This is a genomic window from Sandaracinus amylolyticus (assembly GCF_021631985.1).
Lineage (GTDB): Bacteria > Myxococcota_A > Polyangia > Polyangiales > Sandaracinaceae > Sandaracinus > Sandaracinus amylolyticus_A.
This window is the reverse complement of record NZ_CP070225.1, coordinates 989,882-1,009,124: the sequence shown is the minus strand read 5'-3', so window position 1 is coordinate 1,009,124 and position 19,243 is coordinate 989,882. Positions and strand designations below refer to the sequence as shown.

18 protein-coding genes are annotated in these 19,243 nt (G+C 71.1%); 13 read left to right on the top strand and 5 right to left on the bottom strand.

Annotated elements, in window-relative coordinates:
* The first annotated feature begins 25 nt into the window (after positions 1-25).
* Entirely contained in the window at positions 26-1,141 is a 1,116-nt protein-coding gene (locus tag I5071_RS04160) for a hypothetical protein (RefSeq protein ID WP_236604075.1), read from the top strand.
* A 33-nt stretch (positions 1,142-1,174) separates the two neighbouring features.
* Positions 1,175-2,971: an SLC13 family permease gene (locus I5071_RS04155; protein ID WP_236604074.1), complete on the top strand. Its 1,797-nt coding sequence runs from the start codon at positions 1,175-1,177 to the stop codon at positions 2,969-2,971.
* A 500-nt stretch (positions 2,972-3,471) separates the two neighbouring features.
* On the opposite strand, the gene I5071_RS04150 is transcribed toward I5071_RS04155, so the two are convergent.
* A complete protein-coding gene (locus tag I5071_RS04150; RefSeq protein WP_236604073.1) occupies positions 3,472-4,557 on the bottom strand; it encodes an aldo/keto reductase in 1,086 nt (361 codons plus the stop codon).
* Between the two features lie 107 nt (positions 4,558-4,664).
* Between I5071_RS04150 and I5071_RS04145 the strand changes: the two genes are divergently transcribed.
* Positions 4,665-6,368 (top strand): hypothetical protein, encoded by a 1,704-nt coding sequence (locus I5071_RS04145; RefSeq protein WP_236604072.1) that lies wholly within the window; start codon positions 4,665-4,667, stop codon positions 6,366-6,368.
* 112 nt (positions 6,369-6,480) lie between these two features.
* Here I5071_RS04145 and I5071_RS04140 read toward each other — a convergent pair whose 3' ends face one another.
* Positions 6,481-7,665 (bottom strand): cupin domain-containing protein, encoded by a 1,185-nt coding sequence (locus I5071_RS04140; protein ID WP_236604071.1) that lies wholly within the window; start codon positions 7,663-7,665, stop codon positions 6,481-6,483.
* Positions 7,666-7,887: 222 nt separating this feature from the next.
* On the opposite strand from I5071_RS04140, the gene I5071_RS04135 reads away from it, so the two are divergent.
* Positions 7,888-8,241 carry a hypothetical protein gene (locus I5071_RS04135; protein ID WP_236604070.1) on the top strand — a complete coding sequence of 118 codons (354 nt, stop codon included), beginning with the start codon at positions 7,888-7,890 and terminating at the stop codon, positions 8,239-8,241.
* A 98-nt stretch (positions 8,242-8,339) separates the two neighbouring features.
* Here I5071_RS04135 and I5071_RS04130 read toward each other — a convergent pair whose 3' ends face one another.
* Both I5071_RS04130 and I5071_RS04125 read right to left on the bottom strand, forming a co-directional pair.
* On the bottom strand, positions 8,340-9,005 hold the full coding sequence (locus tag I5071_RS04130; RefSeq protein ID WP_236604069.1) for a hypothetical protein: 666 nt from the start codon (positions 9,003-9,005) through the stop codon (positions 8,340-8,342).
* A 226-nt stretch (positions 9,006-9,231) separates the two neighbouring features.
* A complete protein-coding gene (locus I5071_RS04125) occupies positions 9,232-9,855 on the bottom strand; it encodes a DedA family protein (RefSeq protein ID WP_236604068.1) in 624 nt (207 codons plus the stop codon).
* Between I5071_RS04125 and I5071_RS04120 the strand changes: the two genes are divergently transcribed.
* The 9 genes from I5071_RS04120 to I5071_RS04080 all read left to right on the top strand — a co-directional run bounded on the left by I5071_RS04120 (position 9,854) and on the right by I5071_RS04080 (position 17,755).
* Positions 9,854-10,789, top strand: coding sequence for a S66 peptidase family protein (locus I5071_RS04120; protein WP_236604067.1), 936 nt, complete (start codon positions 9,854-9,856; stop codon positions 10,787-10,789). The two genes, I5071_RS04125 and I5071_RS04120, sit on opposite strands and share 2 nt — an antisense overlap.
* Before the next feature lie 171 nt (positions 10,790-10,960).
* Positions 10,961-12,547: a phosphoenolpyruvate carboxykinase (ATP) gene (pckA, locus tag I5071_RS04115; RefSeq protein ID WP_236604066.1), complete on the top strand. Its 1,587-nt coding sequence runs from the start codon at positions 10,961-10,963 to the stop codon at positions 12,545-12,547.
* Between the two features lie 35 nt (positions 12,548-12,582).
* Positions 12,583-13,437 carry a SirB1 family protein gene (locus I5071_RS04110; RefSeq protein WP_236604065.1) on the top strand — a complete coding sequence of 285 codons (855 nt, stop codon included), beginning with the start codon at positions 12,583-12,585 and terminating at the stop codon, positions 13,435-13,437.
* On the top strand, positions 13,434-13,685 hold the full coding sequence (locus I5071_RS04105) for a hypothetical protein (protein WP_236604064.1): 252 nt from the start codon (positions 13,434-13,436) through the stop codon (positions 13,683-13,685). The genes I5071_RS04110 and I5071_RS04105 overlap by 4 nt, the downstream gene beginning before the upstream one ends.
* A gap of 53 nt (positions 13,686-13,738) precedes the next feature.
* On the top strand, positions 13,739-14,356 hold the full coding sequence (locus tag I5071_RS04100; protein WP_236604063.1) for a hypothetical protein: 618 nt from the start codon (positions 13,739-13,741) through the stop codon (positions 14,354-14,356).
* Positions 14,353-15,453: a pyridoxal phosphate-dependent aminotransferase gene (locus tag I5071_RS04095; protein ID WP_236604062.1), complete on the top strand. Its 1,101-nt coding sequence runs from the start codon at positions 14,353-14,355 to the stop codon at positions 15,451-15,453. The genes I5071_RS04100 and I5071_RS04095 overlap by 4 nt, the downstream gene beginning before the upstream one ends.
* Complete coding sequence (locus I5071_RS04090; RefSeq protein WP_236604061.1) at positions 15,453-16,226, top strand: hypothetical protein; 774 nt, start codon at positions 15,453-15,455, stop codon at positions 16,224-16,226. Before I5071_RS04095 ends, I5071_RS04090 begins: the two co-directional genes overlap by 1 nt.
* The gene (locus I5071_RS04085; RefSeq protein WP_236604060.1) at positions 16,223-16,762 is read left to right on the top strand and encodes a hypothetical protein; all 540 of its coding nucleotides are present in this window, start codon (positions 16,223-16,225) and stop codon (positions 16,760-16,762) included. The genes I5071_RS04090 and I5071_RS04085 overlap by 4 nt, the downstream gene beginning before the upstream one ends.
* A gap of 57 nt (positions 16,763-16,819) precedes the next feature.
* Positions 16,820-17,755, top strand: a complete 936-nt coding sequence (locus tag I5071_RS04080; protein ID WP_236604059.1) for an NADP-dependent oxidoreductase — start codon at positions 16,820-16,822, stop codon at positions 17,753-17,755.
* 59 nt (positions 17,756-17,814) lie between these two features.
* Here the strand turns inward: I5071_RS04080 and ftsZ are convergent, their stop codons facing one another.
* A complete protein-coding gene (ftsZ, locus tag I5071_RS04075) occupies positions 17,815-19,203 on the bottom strand; it encodes a cell division protein FtsZ (protein WP_329611132.1) in 1,389 nt (462 codons plus the stop codon).
* Positions 19,204-19,243 lie beyond the last annotated feature (40 nt).

Sequence of the window (19,243 nt, the reverse complement as noted above, 5' to 3'; positions counted from 1 at the left end):
CGCGATCCACCCAGGAGGAGACGCGATGGGCGCGACCTTTGAGCCTCGTGACATCGAGGTGCTCGAGTGGTTCCACTGCGTGCGCAAGCGGCCCGGCATGTACGTCGGTCCGATCGACGAGCCCGAGACGCTGACGACGTGCGTCCGGAGCCTCGTCGAGACGTGCATCGAGCTCGGCAGCAAACGCGTCATCGTCTCCGTGCTCGATGACCTGAGCGTCGAAGTCGTTGGCGAGGGTGCGTCCGTGCCCCTGCACCCGAAGCTCGCCTCGCACGAGCTCTTCTTCACGGTGATGTCCGACGTTCGCCGCAACGCCTCGCCCGCGCCGTTCCTGTGGCCGCTCTGGCCCTCGAGCGTCAATGCGCTCTCTGCCTCGTTCGTCGTCGAGTCGGTCGCCGCAGGGGCGCGCACGCGCGTGGCGTGGCGCGCAGGGCTCCTCTGCGAGCCCGAGCACGTCGTCGGTCGAGGCACCGTCCCGGCGCTGCGCCTGCTCGCGGAGCTCGATCCCGTGATCTTCGGGCCCGTGCGACTCGACCCCTCGCTGCTCGACGAAGCGCTCGCGGACGTCTCGATCCTCGCGCCCGGTGCCCGCATCCACGTGCTCGATCGCCGCAGCGGAACGACGCGCGAGCATCACGCTCCGAACGGGCTCGCCGATCACGTGACGCGCCTCGGAGCACACGACCCGCTGGTCTGCGCGGCGACGCTCGACGACGGCACGGGCGCACGCGTCGCGCTCGGCTGGTGCGGCGACGGGCCAGCTCGCGTCGACGCGTGGGTCGCCGGGGGCTTCACGGGTCGCGAACGAGCGGTCTTCACGGTGCTCGGTCTGGTCGGCGACACGTTCGCGAGCGCATCACCGCGCCCCGCTCGCCGCGGTCCCGGCACGTGGCTGCCCGACAACGCCGCGCGTGGTCTCGTCGCAGCGGTCGCGCTCGCGGGGCCGCCCACTGCGGAGTCGATCGATCACGCGACGCTCGAAGCCCTCGAGCCCGTGCTCGCGCCCTACGTCCTCGCGCGCCCTGCCCTGCTCGCGCAAATCGCGCGCAACACCGGGTGCACCGCCGAGGAGCTCGCCGCGCGACTCGATTCCCGCATTCCCGACCAAGAAACGGGTGTTTCCCCGACGTACCCGCGCTAGGATGCGGCCGCTCGTTCGTCGGAGGCGTCACGCTTGGGCTGGGAAGGGTACGTGACCTGCGGCGTGGTCGCCGCGCTGATCGTCGCGCTCGCGCGCAACTCCGCCTCCGCCGACGCGCTCCTGCTCGGCGCCGCGACGGTGCTCTCGACGATGCGGATCTTCTCGGATCAGTTCCTCGATCCGCGCGACGTCGCGTCGGCGCTCGGCAACCAGGGTCTGGTCACGGTCGCGGCGCTCTTCGTGGTCGCGGCCGGGCTCGCGCACTCGGGCGGCAGCTCGCGCATCGGCGCGCCGATCCTCGGCAGGCCACGCAGCACGTTCGCCGCTCAAGTGCGCATGATGTTGCCGGTCACGGCGGTCAGCGCGTTCCTCAACAACACGACCGTCGTCGCGGCGTTCCTGCCGGTCGTGAAGGACTGGGCGCGCACCTACCGCCTCGACGTCACGCGGCTCCTGATGCCGCTCTCGTACGCGGCGGTGCTCGGCGGCGTGTGCACGCTGATCGGCACCAGCACGAACATCGTCGTGCAGGGCCTGATGATCGACGCCGGCATGCCCGGGATGGGCATGTTCTCGCTCACGCCGATCGGCATCGCGATCGCGGCCGCGGGCATCGTCTACGTCGTGATCGCCTCGCGCATCCTGCTGCCCTCGCGCACGCCCGCCGCGGAGCGCCTCGCGAACCCGCGCGAGTACACCGTCGAGATGGAGGTCGAGAAGGCCAGCCCGCTCGACGGCTCCTCGATCGAGAAGGCGGGCCTGCGCCAGCTCCCCGGGCTCTTCCTCGCCGAGGTGCATCGCGGCGACGACGTCGAGCCCGCCGTCGGCCCGGAGTTCGTGCTGCGCGGCGGCGATCGCCTGATCTTCGTCGGGCTCGTGCACTCGGTCGCGGATCTCACGAACGTGCGCGGCCTCGTGCCGGTGGCCGACGGAGACGGCATCGAGCTCGACGTGCCCCGCACCGACCGCATCTTCTGCGAGGCGGTCGTCAGCGTGACCTCGCCGATGGTCGGCAAGAGCATCCGCGACGGGCGCTTCCGCGGGCGCTACGGCGCGGCGGTGCTCGCGGTCCATCGCAACGGCGAGCTCATCAAGCAGAAGGTCGGCGACATCGTGCTGCAGCCCGGCGACACGCTGCTGGTCGAGGGGCCGCCCCGCTTCCTCGAGGAGCAGCGCGATCGCGGCGACTTCTTCCTGGTGTCGGCGGTCGAGGGGCGCGCGCCGGTGCGCCACGATCGCGGCTGGCTCTCGATCGCGATCCTCGCCGCGGTGGTGCTCGGCGGCGCGCTCGAGCCGATCACGAACCTCGACGTGCTGCCCTTCGCGCTCGCGGGCGGCGCGCTGATGATCGTGACCGGCTGCTGCACGATGGAGCAGGCGCGGCGCTCGATCGACTGGAGCGTGCTCTTCTCGATCGCGGGCGCGCTCGTGGTCGCGCGCACGCTGGAGTCGACGGGCGCAGCGGCGGTGATGGCGAGCGGCGTGGTCGCGATCGCGCAGCCGCTCGGTCCGACGTTCGCGCTCGCGGCGGTGTACGTGACGACGCTGCTGCTGACCGAGCTGCTGACGAACAACGCCGCGGCTGCGCTCGCGTTCCCGCTCGCGATCGCGACGGCGCAGCAGCTCGGGGTGAGCGCGATGCCGTTCGCGATCGCGATCGCGATCGCCGCATCATGCGGCTTCGCGACGCCGACCGGGTACCAGACGCACCTGATGGTCTACGGCGCGGGCGGCTACCGCTTCGGCGACTTCATGCGGATGGGCGCGGGGCTCGACATCGTCTGCGCGGTCATCGCGACCCTGCTGATCCCGCTGGTCTTCCCGTTCTGAGTCGGCAGCGGCGTGCCCTCCGGCGGGGCCGCAGGGAATTCACCGCAGAGGGCCACGGAGGGCCGCAGAGAGATTTCGGTATCTCTCGCCCTCTTCCTCGGAGCGGTCCCCTTCTCCGCTCTGGCCTCTGCGGCCCTCTGCGGCCCTCTGTGGTGATCCGATCGCCTCCGCCGGGCGGTGGGGGTGGTCGGAGCCACAATTCATCGCTCGTGACCATGCGTATGAGGTCACGAGTCACAATTTACCGATCCGTGACCATGCGTATGAGGTCACGAGTCAGAATTTATCGATCCGTGACCATGCGTATGAGGTCACGAGTCACAATTCTGACCTTCGACCCCTTCGCGCAGTGGTCGCGAGTCAGAATTCTCGCGTTCGACCAGTGGTCTCACTGGTCGTGAGTCAGAATTCTCGCGCGAGTGACCATGCGTATGAGGTCACGAGTCGGAATTCTCGCTCCGACCGGTGCGCCCAGGGCTCGACGGTCAGCGCGGACGAGATCACGACCCGGCGGGCATCACGCGACGCTTCACCGCGCCCGCCACGCTGCGGGCCCGGCGCATCACCCCGTCCATCTTCGCGTGCCGCTGCGCCGCCGCCGTCACCCGCGCGAACGCGCTCTCGAGGTCCGTGACCTCGCGCGGCTCGAGCCTCAGCGCCGACGCGCCCGCGTTCTGTCGCGCCTGCGCCTCGCTGCTCGCGCCCGCGATCACCGCGCTCACGCCGGGGCGCGCCAGCACCCACGCCAGCGACACCTGACCCGGCGTGGCGCCGTGGCGCGTCGCGATCGGCTGGAGCACGTCGCGGATCACGTCCTGGATCAGCTCCCGGACCTTCGGCGCGAAGAGCGGGCTCCCGGCGCGCCAGTCCTGCACCTCGCGGTGCGGTCCGTAGGTGCCCGCGAGCAGGCCCTGCGCGAGCGGCGAGTACGCGAGGAAGCCCGCGCCGACGCGCCGCGCCGCGACCAATCCGTCGCGCTCGACCTCGCGCGCGAGGAGGCTCAGCGGCGACTGCAGGCTCGCGAGCGGCACGTCGCCGAGCGCTGCGCGCGCCTCCTCGACCTCGCGTCCCGTGAAGTTCGAGACTCCGACGTGCGCCACCGCGCCCGCGCGCACCGCGTCGCGCAGCGCGCCGAACGTCTCGCGGATCGGCACCCGTCGATCGCGCTGGTGCACCTGCACCAGGTCGAGCCGCTCCACCCCGAGCCGCTCGAGGCTGCGCTCGATCTCGAGCAGCACGGACTCGGGGCGCGAGTCGCGACGCACCACCAGCGGCTGGCCCTGCTCGCCGACGGTCTGGAAGAGCGGCTCGCCGTGCTGCGAGGGACAGTCCCAGCGCAGCCCGACCTTCGTGAGCACCTTGGGGCGCGGCCGCAGCTCCGCGATGACCTTCCCGATCACCCGCTCCGAGCGACCGAAGCCGTAGAGCGGCGCGGTGTCGATCGCGGTGACGCCCGCCTCCAGCGCGGCGCGGAGGATCGCAGCGCGCCGCGCGTCCTCGTCGGGCCCCGGCTCGCCGAACCCCATCGCGCCGAAGGTGACGACGGATACGCGCAGATCTCCGGGCCCGAGCGCTCGCTGCTCCATCCGAGCCCGATCCTATCGCAGCCCGGCGGAGGCGATCCGCGATTTCCGTGGGAACCACGCGATCTGGGGTACGCTGATAGCGGACGCTTCCTTCGACGGAGGAACCCGTGATCGCACGCGCCCTGGTGCTCGGCACGATGCTGGTGCTCGGAGGTTGCGGAGTGCGCACCGCGCTCGACACCGCTCCCGACGGATCGGTCGCACCACGCGACGGCGGCGCGGGGATCGACGCGAGCGCGCGGTGCCGCGTCGACTCCCAGTGCGACGATCGGCTGGAGTGCAACGGCGTGGAGCTGTGCATCGGCGGCCGCTGCGCGCCGGGCGCGGGGTCGCGCTGCGACGACTTCACCGCGTGCACCCGCGACCAGTGCGTCGAGGGCATGGGCTGCATGAACGTGCCGGACGACTCGCTGTGCCCTGCGCTCTCGACGTGCGAGCTCGGTCGCGGGTGCTCGCCCATCCGCTGCACGAGCGACGACGAGTGCCAGGACGGCATCGCGTGCAACGGGCTCGAGGCTTGTTCGCCCGCGGGGCTGTGCACGGTCTCGTCACCGCCCTCGTGCGAGAGCGACGGCATCGAGTGCACGGTCGAGCGCTGCACCGAGCCCGACGGCGCGTGCGAGTCGATCCCCGACGACGGGCTCTGCGGCCCGGGGCGCACCTGCGATCCCGCGCGCGGCTGCGTCGCGGCGCGGTGCCGCTCCGACCTCGAGTGCGACGACCGGCTCTTCTGCACCGGGACCGAGCGCTGCGGCCCGGGTGGGACGTGCGTCGCGGGCACGCCGGTGACGTGCGCCGACGGCATCGCGTGCACCGACGACGTGTGCGACGAGGGCGCGCGCGGCTGCGTGTCGCGACCCAGCACGCGCTGCCCTGCGGGCGAGATCTGCAGCCCGGTCCCGGGCGATCCCGACGGATGCCGCGCCGTGATGTGCGCCGGCGACGCGCAGTGCCGCGACATGTCCGTGTGCAACGGCGAGGAGCGCTGCGTCGCGGGGCGCTGCACCGCGGGCACGCCGTTCGAGTGCGGATCGCTCCCCGAGTGTCAGGTCGGCACGTGCAGCGACGTGGCGGGTGGTTGCATCGTGAGCCCGCGCTCCGAGCGCGAGATCTGCACCAACGGCGTCGACGACGACTGCGACGAGCGGCGCGACTGCGTGGACGAGCCCGACTGTCGCGCGCATCCCGCGTGCGCGTGTCGTCCGAGCGCGGATCGCGAGCTGCGCTGCAGCGACGGCCTCGACGACGACTGCGACGAGCGCATCGACTGCGACGATCCCGACTGCGCGCGGGACCCGGCGTGCGCGCCGGGCGAGCTCTTCTGCGGCGACACGCGCGACGACGACGGCGACGGGCTCGTCGACTGCGCCGATCCCGACTGCGCGACCGACCCGCGCTGCGCCGCGCGCGACGCCGGGGTGCCGCCTCCGATCGACGCCGGCCCGCCGCGCGACGGAGGGATGGTCGCGAACGAGCTCGGCATCGCCGCGTGCACCAACGGCATCGACGACGATCGCGACGGTCGCGCCGACTGCAACGATCGCGACTGCCGCCCCTTCCTGCCCGACGGCGAGTGCTGCAACGGCATCGACGACGTGCCCGGCGACGACACGCCCGCCGACGTGTTCACGTGCCGCTGCTTCGACGACTCGACGTGCCGCGGCGTGAGCGAGTTCGATCAGGTCTGCTGGCGCACCGCGTTCAGCGTGTGCGCGCCGCGCTGCAATTTCTTCGGCGGCGACACCTGGTGCCGCTCGCTCATGGTCGGCCTGCCGCGCTGCAACGTGTCGACCGGCGAGTGCGTGCCGTGAGCGAGTGCCCAACATCGGCTCGCCCGCTCGGGGGCTGCGCCGGCGAGCGCTCCAGCTGGACTGAGCACGTGATCGCGGCGCGCGAGGAGGTCGCGCGCCGCGATCACCATCGTCACAGGCGGACGCGGACCATGCCCTCGCGCACCAGGCGACGCACCAGCACGAGCTTGCCCGCGTCGTCGAGATCACCGGGGAGATCCTCGATGACGAAGTCGGGCGTCTCGAGCGCGTAGCGCGCCGGCTCCGCCGCGTGCTCGGGCAGCCGCATCTCGGCGCCGTAGCACGAGACGATGAACTGCCCGTCGCGGATCCTCCAGCGATAGACGAGGTTCGGACGCGCGCCCGCGCGATCCTTCACGCTCAGCTTGGGCAGGCGGAGGATCTGCTCCATCTGTCCCTCGAGCAGCGCGTGGCGCGTCGAGACGAGGTCGTCGGCGAAGTGATCCATCGCGGCGTCGAAGTCGACGCGCTCGAGCACGCGCTTCATCAGCGACTGGAAGAAGTCGCGCGACTTGGCGCGATCGAACTCGGTCTGCGCGTAGCCGACCGGCAGCGAGCGACGGAAGTCCGCGTCACCGAGCGCGACCTTCGCGACCGCCTCGAGGAGCAGCTCGGTCCAGCTCGTCGCGAGCGCGCCGAGCGTGATGTGCAGCGTCTCGCCCTCGCGGGTCTGCGCGTCGTGCATCACGCCGCGCGGGAGATAGAGCATGTCGCCGGGGTGCAGATCGAACTCCGCGGTGACCTCGCCCTTCGGCGTCTCGTCGCGGCGGAAGGGCTGGCCCTTGAAGGGCAGCTCGACCGGCGTGTTGTAGAGGATCCAGTGCTTCGTCCCGTGGATCTGCAGGATGAAGACGTCGTGCGAGTCGTAGTGGGTGGGGAAGCCCTGCGCGTTGCTCGGCGTGCAGTAGATGTTGCACTGGAAGCGCGTGCTGATGTCGCGCTCGAGCGAGCGACAGAGATCGGCCAGCGGCGGGATGAACCCCTCGAGCTGGTTGAAGACGATCGTGCCGCCGTCGGCGAACTGCTGGTAGAGGCGCGCCGAGTCGACGCTGTTGTTCGGGAACGTGTACTCGCTCGCGTCGACCTGGCGCGCCGCGTTCGCGATGAAGCACTGCGGGTGCATCAGCGCCTGCGTCGTGATCACCTGATCGAACGCGCGGAGGCTGAGGAGGTCGGCGTAGTAGTCGCGCTGCTCGCGACGGACGATGAGCGGCTTGCGCTCCCAGTGCTCGGCGAAGAACTGCTCCGGCGTGATCGGAGCGATGAGCTTGCGGAACGCGTACGTGCTCTCGGCCATGACCCCTCTTACGAAGACGGGCTCAGGATCTTCGCGCCGGGAGTGAAACGTCAACGACGAGGATCGCGCACGTCGGAGCACACGAGCCGAAGAGTGTCCAAAGATCGGCTCGCCCGCCCAGCGCCCTCCCGTCCGCGTGCGCCGCGCGCTCCCGTGCGGGCTCTGCGCGGGCGAGCACTCCTGCTGGACCGACTGCACGATCTTGGCAATCGAATGGGGAACGTGGATCCATCGTCATCGAACCTCGCGATGCCCGATCACGACGACAGCAAGAAGCCGCGCACGCTCACCCCCGGCGACATCGTCACGCATCGGCTCGGCCGGCGGAGCGCGCTCGGGGCGCTCGGCGCGAGCGTGCTCGGCGCGACGGCGCTGATCGCGTCACCCGCCCCTGCCGAGGCGAAGGCGAGCGACAGCGATCCCCAGGATCCGCCGGGCCGCGGGCGCACCGGGTTCACCGATCGCGACAGCGGGCCGGGGGCCGACGGAGCGGGGCGTGGGGTGTGCGCGGAGCGGGGATGGAGCGACAGCGATCCGAATGATCCGCAGGGACGTGGGCGCGGGCCCTGTCACTGAGGGACCACGACCACGTCCACGACGGCCGTCGTGACCGTCGACGCGATCGTGGTCGTCGACGTGAACGGCGACGTGAACGGCGACGGCCGTTTGCTCGATCACTCGAAGACGGGCGGCGCCCAGTGCGGCGCAACCGGCAGACGCTCGCGCGTGACGAGATGCACATCGAGCTGCTCGAGCTCGACCACGCCCGCCCACTGCCACACCCGCTCGAGCGAGAGATCGACGTCGGCGATCACGCGGCCATCGGAGTCGAGCAGCACGCGCAGCGCGACCTCGACGTCCTCGATGCGCTCGGTGCCGAGGCGATGCGTCTGCCCGTCGGGCAGCACCATGCGCCAGTCGAGCTCGAGATCGACGATCGCGAGCGCGCGCGCCTCGCTGGTGCTCGCCCACGAGACGTGGGCCTCGACCGGACCGAGCGCGCGCACCCGGATCTCGTCGAAGCTCAGGCCGTTGGGCGGAAGGCGATCCGCGGGCACGTCGACGCGCTCGAACGCGAAGAGCAGATCCTCGAGCACCAGCGTGCGCGTGCCGCGCGCGCCGATCGTCGCCTCGCCGTAGTCGACCACCAGCGCGATGGGCGTGCCCTCCGCCTCGGCGAGCGGCAGGCGCATGACGACCTCGGCGTCGCTGTGGACGCCGATCACGTCGAGGGCGGGATACGACTCGAGCCGCGCGATCAGTGTCTCGGGCGGCGAGGCCTCGGGGGCGGCGCTCGTCGTCGAGAGGCCGCATGCCGTGAGGAGAGACGTCGCGCTCACGAAGACACAGCAGAGCGACATCGCCCTCGCACGTGGAGCGAGCATCGGGGTCATCGTTTCCTCGTTCGCCGTCGCGATCCGGCGGACGCGAGGGGCGCGTCACGGCGCGACGACGACCTTGAGGTAGCCCTCGTGACGCAGCGCGTCAAGCGCAGGATCCCAACTAAAAAGTTCCATAGCTCCGATGTGGGCTACGCGTTGCGTCAAAGATTTCGCACGCATTGCGTCAACCGGGAGGCTCCCCGTCCGCGCCCGACGACCCCCGGGCCTTCCGCAGCACCGCGCGTCCCGCGAACGCGACGATCACCAGCACCACGACGACCGTCGCCAGCGCCGAGTACGCGCGGGCCCACGCGAGCATCTCGTCCCAGCTCTCGCCGACCGCCCATCCGACGCCGAGCAGGATCGCGTTCCACACCACCGCGCTGAGCCCACCCCAGAGCACGACCGCGGGCCAGGGCACCCGCGCGATGCCCGCGCCGACGAAGAAGAACGCGCGCAGCGCCGGCACGAAGCGATTGATCGCGAGGTACACCGCGCCGTGCTTCTCGTAGCGCGCGGTGATCTGCTCGATCGCCCGCGTCGAGCGGGGCCCGCAGAGCCAGCGCGGCCTGCGCTCGGGGGACGACACCGCGCGCCCGAACCCGTACGCGATCATCCCGCCGCCGATGGCTCCGACGTTGAGCGCGAGGTAGACCCAGGCCGCGCTCCACCCCGCGGTCGCCGCGAGGAAGACCCCGAAGAGCGCGACGGTGTCGCCCGGAAACGGCGGCACGACGTACTCGACGAGCGAGGCGAGCGCGAGCACGACGTACCCGAGCGGCCCCTCGCTCCGCTCCAGCCACCGCATGATCTCCTCGGCCGTGCCTTCCAATCGCTCCTCGCTGCGACCGCGCGCGCTACGCCCGGGCGCGCACCTGCGCGTGATCGCGCCCTCGTCGCCGTTCGATATGCAGGACTTCGCGCGAGGCGTCGATCGGCTCCGCGCGCGTTATCGCGTCACGTACGACCAGCAGATAAGCGCGCGAGCGGGATATCTCGCGGGCGACGACGCGCGACGTCTGCGCGAGCTCGAGGACGCGATCGACGATCCCGACGTCGACGCGATCGTCGCGGCGCGCGGAGGCTACGGCGCGATGCGCATCGCGTCGTCGATCGATCCGGCGCGCGTCGCCGCGCATCCGAAGCTGCTCGTCGGCTTCAGCGACGTGACCGCGCTGCACGCGCTGTGGGCGCGCGCGGGTGTGTGCTCGCTGCACGCGTCGATGGTCGCGGCGCTCGGTCGCGGGAGCGACGCGATGCTCGCGCGATGGATCGACGTCGTCGAAGGGAAGAGCACGTGCTCGTTCGAGGGCCTCACGCCGATCGGTGCATCGCGCGCGGTGATCGAGGCGCCGGTGATCGGCGGGAACCTCGCGCTGCTCGCCGCGATGACCGGCACACCGCTCGCGCCGCCGCTCGATGGCGCGATCCTCTTCGTCGAAGACGTCGGCGAAGCGCCTTATCGCGTCGATCGGATGCTGACGCAGCTGCGGCTCTCGGGCGCGCTCGAGAACGTCGCGGGCGTGCTCGTCGGATCGTTCACCCGATGCGCGCCCGGCGCCGACGGAACGACGGTCGAGTCGGTGGTCGCGGAGCGGCTCGGCGACCTCGACGTTCCGGTGCTCGTCGGATTGCCCTGTGGTCACGTGGAGGAGCCGCTCGAGCTGCCGCTCGGAGCACGCGCTCGCATCGACGGCACTCGCGGATGTGTGACGTTCGTCGAGCCGCTGGTCCACTTGTGATCTTTCTCGACGCCGCGTTGGCGCACATATGTCCGCGGGGTAATGCTCCGCCAGCCGTGCTCTTCCCGGGGGCGTGACCGGCCCAATCCGCCGGGCTAGAACAACGCTCCGCGTCTTCATCACCTCGATGCGCATCCGGCAGCGCGTCGGGAACCACGAGGTGGCCTCGCCATGGATCGGCACTTCTCGCTCGCGAAGTACGACATCACCGTCAAGAACGTCATTCGCAACGCGCCCCCTGCTGCCTTGTACGAGCTCGCGCTGCGCAACGAGGCAGGCACGGCGATCTCATCGACGGGCGCGATGATCGCGATGTCGGGCGAGAAGACCGGACGGAGCCCGAAGGACAAGCGCATCGTCGACGAGCCGGGCTCGAGCGGCAACGTCTGGTGGGGCGACGTCAACATCAAGCTCGACCCCCACGTCTTCGCGGTGAACCACGAGCGCGCGGTCGACTACCTCAACACCCGCAAGCAGCTCTTCGTCGTCGACGGCTACGCGGGCTGGGACGAGCGCTACCGGATCAAGATCCGCGTCATCTGCTCGCGCGCGTACCACGCGCTGTTCATGCACAACATGCTGATCCGGCCGACGCTCGCGGAGCTCGAGTCGTTCGGCGAGCCGGACTACACGATCTTCAACGCCGGTGCGTTCTCGGCCAACCGCTACACGAGCGGCATGACGAGCAAGACCAGCGTCGCCCTGAACTTCGCGAAGAAGGAGTTCGTCATCCTCGGCACCGAGTACGCCGGTGAGATGAAGAAGGGCGTCTTCACGATCATGAACTACCTGATGCCGCTGCAGGGACAGCTGTCCATGCACTGCTCGGCGAACGAGTCGAAGGAAGGTCAGGTCTCGATCTTCTTCGGCCTGAGCGGCACCGGGAAGACGACGCTCAGCGCGGATCCGAACCGCCGCCTCATCGGCGACGACGAGCACGTCTGGACCGACCGCGGCGTGTTCAACATCGAGGGCGGCTGCTACGCGAAGGCGATCAACCTGACCGAGGAGCAGGAGCCGGAGATCTACCGCGCGATCCGCTTCGGCAGCGTGCTCGAGAACGTGAAGTACGACGAGCACACGCGCGTCGTCGACTACACGGACATCTCGATCACCGAGAACACGCGCTGCGCGTATCCGATCGAGTTCATCGACAACGCGAAGATCCCGTGCGTGGGCCCGCAGCCGACGAACGTGATCATGCTGACCGCCGACGCGTACGGCGTGCTGCCGCCGGTCGCGAAGCTCTCGCCCGAGCAGGCGATGTACCACTTCATCAGTGGCTACACCGCGAAGGTCGCGGGCACCGAGGTCGGCGTGAAGGAGCCGAGCCCGACGTTCAGCGCGTGCTTCGGTGGCCCGTTCATGGTGTGGCACCCGACGAAGTACGCCGAGCTGCTCGCGGAGAAGCTGCGCACGACCGGCGCGCAGACCTGGCTCGTCAACACCGGCTGGACCGGTGGCGCGTACGGCGAGGGCAAGCGCATGTCGCTCAAGCACACGCGCGCGATCATCGACGCGATCCACGACGGCTCGCTCGCGAAGGTGCGCACGGCGGAGGACCCGGTCTTCGGGTTCCAGGTGCCGACCGAGTGCGCGCAGGTGCCGAGCGAGATCCTCACGCCGCGCAACACCTGGAAGGACAAGGCGGCGTACGACGCGATGGCGAAGAAGCTCGCCAAGTTCTTCGTGGACAACTTCAAGAAGTACGAGTCGCAGGCGAGCGACGCGATCCGCGCGGCCGGCCCGAGGCTCTGACGGCCAGCGGGATCGGCGACACGAGCGAGAGCAGTATGGCGCTCGGTGACCGACGGAGGACCCAGGCGAGCGGGGCGAGCGATCTGCTCGTCGCGCTCGCCGATCCCGCGACTCCGATCGAGACGCTCGCGCTGATCCTCGCCAAGGACGAGTACCCGTCGCTCACGGTCGAGTCGGGCCTCGCGCGCATCGACGAGCTCGCCGCGCCCCTCGCGGCGCATCGCTCGGCGCTCGTGGCCCTCGACGCGCAGGACCAGGCCGAGGCGCTGCGCGCGCTGGTCTACGACGAGCTCGGGTTCCGCGGGAACGCGGACGACTACTACGATCCCCGCAACAGCTACCTGAGCGACGTCGTCGACCGGCGCACCGGGATCCCGATCACGCTGTCGGCGCTGCTGATGGCGATCGGGCGGCGCATCGGGATCGTCGTCGAGGGGATCGGGTTCCCCGGGCACTTCCTGGTGCGCGTGGGTGGGCCGCAGGGCGTGCACGTCGACCCGTTCTTCGAAGGTCGGGTGGTGAGCGAGAGCGCGCTCGAGCGGCTCGCGGAGAAGTTCCTGGGCTCGGCGTCGCAGCTGCGCCCCGAGCACTTGCACGTGGTGTCGCCACGCTCGATGGTCGTGCGGATGCTGGTGAACCTGAAGCACGCGCACGAGCGGAGGCACGATCACGCGCGTGCGCTCGTCGTGAGCGACCGGCTCGTCGACGTGACCTCGTCGGTCACGTTCCGGCGTGATCGTGGGCTGCACGCGCTCGCGCTGGGCGCGTCGGCGGCCGCGGTCGAGGATCTCGAGGCGTACCTCTCGGACGCGAGCCAGCCTGCCGACGAGCTCGTGGTGCGACGTGCCCTCGCGAGAGCGCGCGCGTCGAGCGCCACGGGGCTGTCGTGAGCCGGCACCGCCGGACCGCGGGATCGCTGACGATCGGATCGCTGCGCGGGCTGCCCCAGCCGGCGTCGCGCGCGATGCCGCCGCCGATGCCGCGCCTGCCGGTCCTGCAGTCCGCACCGAGCGCACCGGCGATCGAAGGAACGCAGCTTCCGCCGAGCAAGCGCGGCCAGCGCTGCTGCCGGACCGGCTGCGCGGGATGCCCGGTGGGCGAGGCGATCCGGCGCGCGCGGGCCCGCGGCTCCACCTGAACCGCGCGATCGGGCCTCGACGCGATCCGAGCGCTGGTCTACCGTCGCGACGTATGCGTGTGGGTGCGGCGGGGCTCGTCTCGATGCTCGCCGTGCTCTTGTCGGCCGTGGCGGGTTGCGGCCCGTCGATCCCGACGCGCTTCGTGCTCGAGCGCGACATCGGGGATCTCTCGTATCGCCGCTACCAGCGCGTGCTCGACGTGGAGTTCCCGGTCGAAGGGAACGTCGCGGTGGGCCACACCGCGACCTACGTGCGGCGCTCGAGCCGCGGCGAGATCCCGTACGTGAACGTGTTCGTGACGGTCTACGACGCGGCCGCGGGGCTGAGCGCGGAGATCCGTCGTCAGGTGCGCTCGCTCGGAAGCTACGACGTGTCGGTCGTGGACGTCGGCGGGCGCGCGTGGTCGCTGGACGGTGGTGAGGGTGATCGCTGGGTGCTCTGGGTGTCGGGCAGCCGGGTGGTGAAAGTCGGCGGGGTCGCGGACGACTCCCTCGTACGCGCCGTGGTGGGCGAGTACATGGGGCTGTATCCGAGCGACCTCGACGAGCGCGGTCGTGCGCGCGATGGCACGGCGAGCGCGGGTGACGCGAGCGAGCGAGCGGCGGAGAGCGAGGATCTCGAGCTGCCGCGCTCGCTCGAGAGTGAAACCGGAGAAGGAGAGAGCGAATGAGCGACGCGATCCGAGAGCGGCTCCGGCCCGAGCTCGCGGCGCTGCATGCGTACGAGACGCCCGCTGCGCCGGCGCGCATCCGGGTCGACGGCAACGAGAGCCCGTGGGCGCTGCCCGCGGAGGCGCGCGCCCGCATCGCCGAGGCGATGGCGTCGATCGCGCTGCATCGGTATCCGGATCCGCGCTGCACCGCGCTGCGCGCCGCGCTCTCGGGCTACGTGGGCGCGAGGCCCGACGAGCTGGTGATCGGCGTCGGATCGGACGAGGTGATCTCGATCCTCGAGACCGCGATCGCGCGGCCGCGCTCGGGCAGCGCGAGCGCGGTGGTGATGCACCCCGATCCGAGCTTCTCGATGTACGGGATCATCGGGCGCGGGCACGGCCACGCGGTCGTGAAGGTGCCGCTCGACGAGCGCTGGGATCTCGACGCGGACGTGTGGGCGCGTGCGATCGACGAGCACCGCCCCTCGCTGATCTTCCTGCCGAGCCCGAACAACCCGACGAGCAACCGCTTCGACGAGCGCGTGGTGCGGCGGATCGTCGAGCAGGCGCGCGATGCGCTGGTGGTGCTCGACGATGCGTACGTCGAGTTCTCGAGCGGATCGATCTCGCACGCGCTCTTCGAGAAGCACGACAACGTGGCGGTGCTGGGCACGCTCTCGAAGATCGGGCTCGCGGCGCTGCGCGTGGGCTGGGTGCGCGTGAAGCCGTGGCTCGCGCACGAGCTCGAGAAGGTGCGGCTCACGTACAACATCCCGACTCCGTCGCAGGAGATCGCGACGCTCGCGCTCGGTCCGCTGATGCCGATCCTGCGCGAGCAGATCGCGCTGGTGCGTGCCGAGCGCTCGAAGCTGGTCGCGGGGCTCGCGGCGATCCCGGGGATCGCGGTGGATCCCACCGACTCGAACTTCGCGCTGGTGCGGGCGGGGTCGCGCACGCTGGACGTCGCAGCGCGGATGCATGCGGCGGGCGTGCAGGTGCGGACCTTCGCGGGGCACCCGCGGCTCGCGGAGCGGATGCGGATCACGGTGGGCACGCCCGAGGAGAACCACGTGGTGCTCGCGGCGCTCGCCGACGCGATGCGCGAGGTCGCGTGATGCGCGCGCTGGTGGTCGTCGCGCTGATCGCGGCGTCGATCCCAGCGCGCACGCGCGCGCAGGACGTCGAGGAGGCGATCGAGGCGGACGCCGAGGCGGTCGAGGCGGACGTGGAGCCGGCGCCGGGCGGCGCGCCCGACGAGCTGCCCGAGGGCGCCGACTTCGGCCCCGCGATCCTGGTGTCGCCGCGAGAGCTGACGCCGGCGGAGCAACGTCGCGAGCGCGAGCGTCGCTACGACGCGACCGAGCCGCTGATGCCCACGACGTTCCAGGTGTTCCTGAGCGGCGGGGTGCCGCTGCGCTCGTCGCTCGACGCAGCGCTCGAGGCGCATCGATACGGGAGCTCACCGGTGCTCCTGGCGGGCGACTTCACGTTGATGACGCGGGTCGCGGAGTGGCTCTGGCTCGGTGGGCGCGTGGGCGCGCGAGGTCGCGGCTGGGGCAGTCACAACACCGCGCCCGCGGTGGGCGGAGGGGTCGATGCGCTCGCGGTCGCGCACGTGCGGGCGCACCTCGGGCCGATCGTCGATCTCGGTGCGGTGCTCGGCGTGGGGCTCGGCTGGGGCGGCGTGTCGATCCAGGGCGCGGGCACGTGGGCGTTCGCGCCGCGGCTCTCGGGCTACGCGCAGGTCGGCTTCCGCGTCGCGCAGGGCGTGCGCATCGGAGCGCGCGTCGGATGGGACTGGTTCTCCATGTACGATCTCGATCGCTACGGCAGCGATCTCGAGCTCGGCGGGCCGCTGCTCGGGATCGGCTTCGAGGTGCGTCGATGAAGCGTGCGCTCGTGATCACGATCCTCGGGGCAGCGCTGGTCGGGTGCCCGTCGTCCGAGGACGAGTCGGCGATCTACGTCGAGGACTTCGAGACGACGTGCGAGGGCACGCCGTGCGGCTGGGCGCAGATCACCGGGGCCGAGAACGCGGCGAGCTACGTGGAGACGCTGCCCGGTGATCACGGGCTGCAGCTCGTCGGTCGCGAGGTCGCGGTGCGCGGCGGGATCGACGAGGCGCCCCAGTCGACGTTCAGCACGCAGCTCATCGCGCGGGCGAACGCGCGCTGCGATCTCGGCGCGCACCTCGTGATGCGCGCGACCATCGAGCTGCAGGACGCGACGACGCTGACGTACGAAGCCGAGCTCGTGCCCGACGTGACGTGGACGAGCGCGACGCGCGACCAGAGCATGCGCGTGGTCGAGGTGGTGAGCGCGCCGTGGCACATCGCGCGCGTGCTCGGCGTCAGCCTGCGCAAAGAGGGCGACGGGAGCTGCGAGGTGGACTACCTCGCGATCCGCTCGGTGCGCTCGTTCTGATCGCGCCTCGGGGCACGCGCCCTGCGTCCTTCCGTCGGCCAACGACGGAGTGAGCTGATGGCGACGATGAGAGCGGTGCGGTTCCACGAGTACGGCGGGCCCGAGGTGCTGCGCTACGACGAGGTGCCCTGCCCCGAGCCCGGCGCAGGAGAGATCCTCGTGCGTGTGCACGCGGCCTCGGTGAACCCGATCGACTGGAAGATCGCGGCCGGCGCCTACGGGCTCTCGCTCCCGCGGGTGGCGGGGCACGACTTCTCCGGTGTCGTCGCGGGCGTCGGGGAAGGCGTTGCGGGCTTCGCCGTCGAGGACCGGGTGTTCGGCAGGCACGACGGAGCGGACGCGGAGCTCGTCGTCGTACGTCCCGAAGAGATCGCGAAGACGCCCCCGGGGCTCGACCACGCGCGGGCGGCGACGATTCCGACGGCGGGCCTGACCGCGTGGCAGGCGCTCTTCGATCTCGAGGGCGCGCCCACGATGGACCTGCAGCCGGGCCAGACGGTGCTGATCCACGGTGCTGCCGGCGGGGTCGGGACGTTCGCGGTGCAGCTCGCGAAGCAGAGGGGCGCGAGGGTCATCGCCACGGCGCGCGCGGCCCACGAGGCGTATCTGCGCAGCCTCGGCGCCGACGACGTCGTCGACTACTCGCAGCAGCGCTTCGAGAGCGTGGCGCGCGACGTCGACGGCGTGCTCGACACCATCGGAGGCGAGACGCAGCGCCGCTCGTTCGACGTGATCCGACCGGGCGGTGCGCTCGTCTCGCTGGTCGGGCTCGCGCCGACGTCGAAGCAACGCGCGGAGGAGCGCGGGGTGCGCGCGGTGGGGATCGTGTCGAAGACGTCGCGCCCGGTGCTCGAGGAGCTCGCGCGGCTGGTCGAGAACGGAACGATCGACGTGGAGATCGCGGCGCGGTTCCCGCTCGCGAAAGCGCGCGAGGCCTACGCGCAGAGCCGCGACGGCCACACGCAGGGCAAGATCGTCCTCGAAGCGACGTGAACGCGAAACGCCCGGCGTGATCGCTCACGCCGGGCGCCGCTTCGTTCGTGTGCTCGCGATCAGTCGTGGTGCGCGGCCGCGCGGCGCAGGTACGCCGGGATGTCGAGCGTCGCCTCGTCGGCGAGCGCCGCCGGGCCGAACGCGCGACCCGAGACGCGCAGCTCGGGGAGGGTCGCCTGCTCGGGCTGCTCGCGCGCGGTGCTGACGCGCGGCGCAGGCGCCGAGTTGCGACGCGCGGCGCGCGCCTCGACCGGCGCGGGCTGCTGCTGCGGGACGAGCGCCTTGAGCGCCATCTGCGGCTGCATCGCGGGACGGTGGCCGGGGATGCTGAGCGGCAGCGAGGTGCGCGAGGTGCGCGCCGCCGTCGCCGACGCGACGATCTCCTGCATCTCCGAGCTGTCGGCCTCGAAGCCCGTCGCGATCGCGGTGACCTTCACCACGTCGCCCATGTCGGGGTCCGTGAGCAGGCCGAAGATGATGTTCGCGTCCTCGTGCGCCGCCTGCTGCACCAGCGACGCGGCCTCGTTGATCTCCTTGAGGCGAACGTCGGGGCCCGCGGTGAAGTTGAGGAGGATCCCCATCGCGCCGTCGATCGAGATGTCGTCGAGCAGCGGCGAGTTGATCGCCATCTCCACCGCGTCGAGCGCGCGGCGCTCGCCGCGGCCGTAGCCGGTGCCCATCAGCGCGCGGCCCTGGCCGCTCATGATCGTCTTCACGTCGGCGAAGTCGACGTTGATGACGCCGCTGACCGTGATGAGATCGCTGATGCCGCGCACCGCCTGGACGAGCACGTCGTCGGCGCGCTTGAAGGCCTCGAGGATCGACAGGTCGTCGTCGAGGTTCATCAGCTTCTGGTTCGGGATCGTGATGATCGTGTCGACCGACGCGGCGAGCTCGCGGATGCCCTGCTCCGCGTTCTTCATCCGGCGCTTGCCCTCGAAGAGGAAGGGACGCGTCACGACGCCGACGGTGAGGATGCCGAGGTCGCGCGCGATCTGCGCGATGATCGGCGCCGCGCCGGTGCCGGTGCCGCCGCCCATGCCGGCGGTGACGAAGACCATGTCGGCGCCCGCGAGCGCCTCCTGGATGCGCTCCATCTCCTCGAGCGCCGCTTTCTTGCCGACGTCGGGGTTCGCGCCCGCGCCGAGGCCGCGCGTGAGCGCCGAGCCGAGCTGCACCTTCGACGGCGCGAGGCTCTGCTCGAGCGCCTGCGTGTCGGTGTTCGCCGCGATGAACTCGACGCCCTCGAGCCCGCTCTGGATCATCGTCTGGAGCGCGTTTCCGCCGCCACCACCGACGCCGACGACCTTGATCCGGGCCTGCATCTCCGCGTCGTCCGCGAACTCGATGTGGAATCCCATGTTGCCTCCCGTGCCCTTTTTCTCTCTGGCCCTCTCCCCGGGTTCGCCCTCCGCGGGAAGCGAGCTTGTCTCCAGACTGCCCAGCACTGCCGGTACTGGTCAGTCGATGTCGATGTTGGTATTGCCG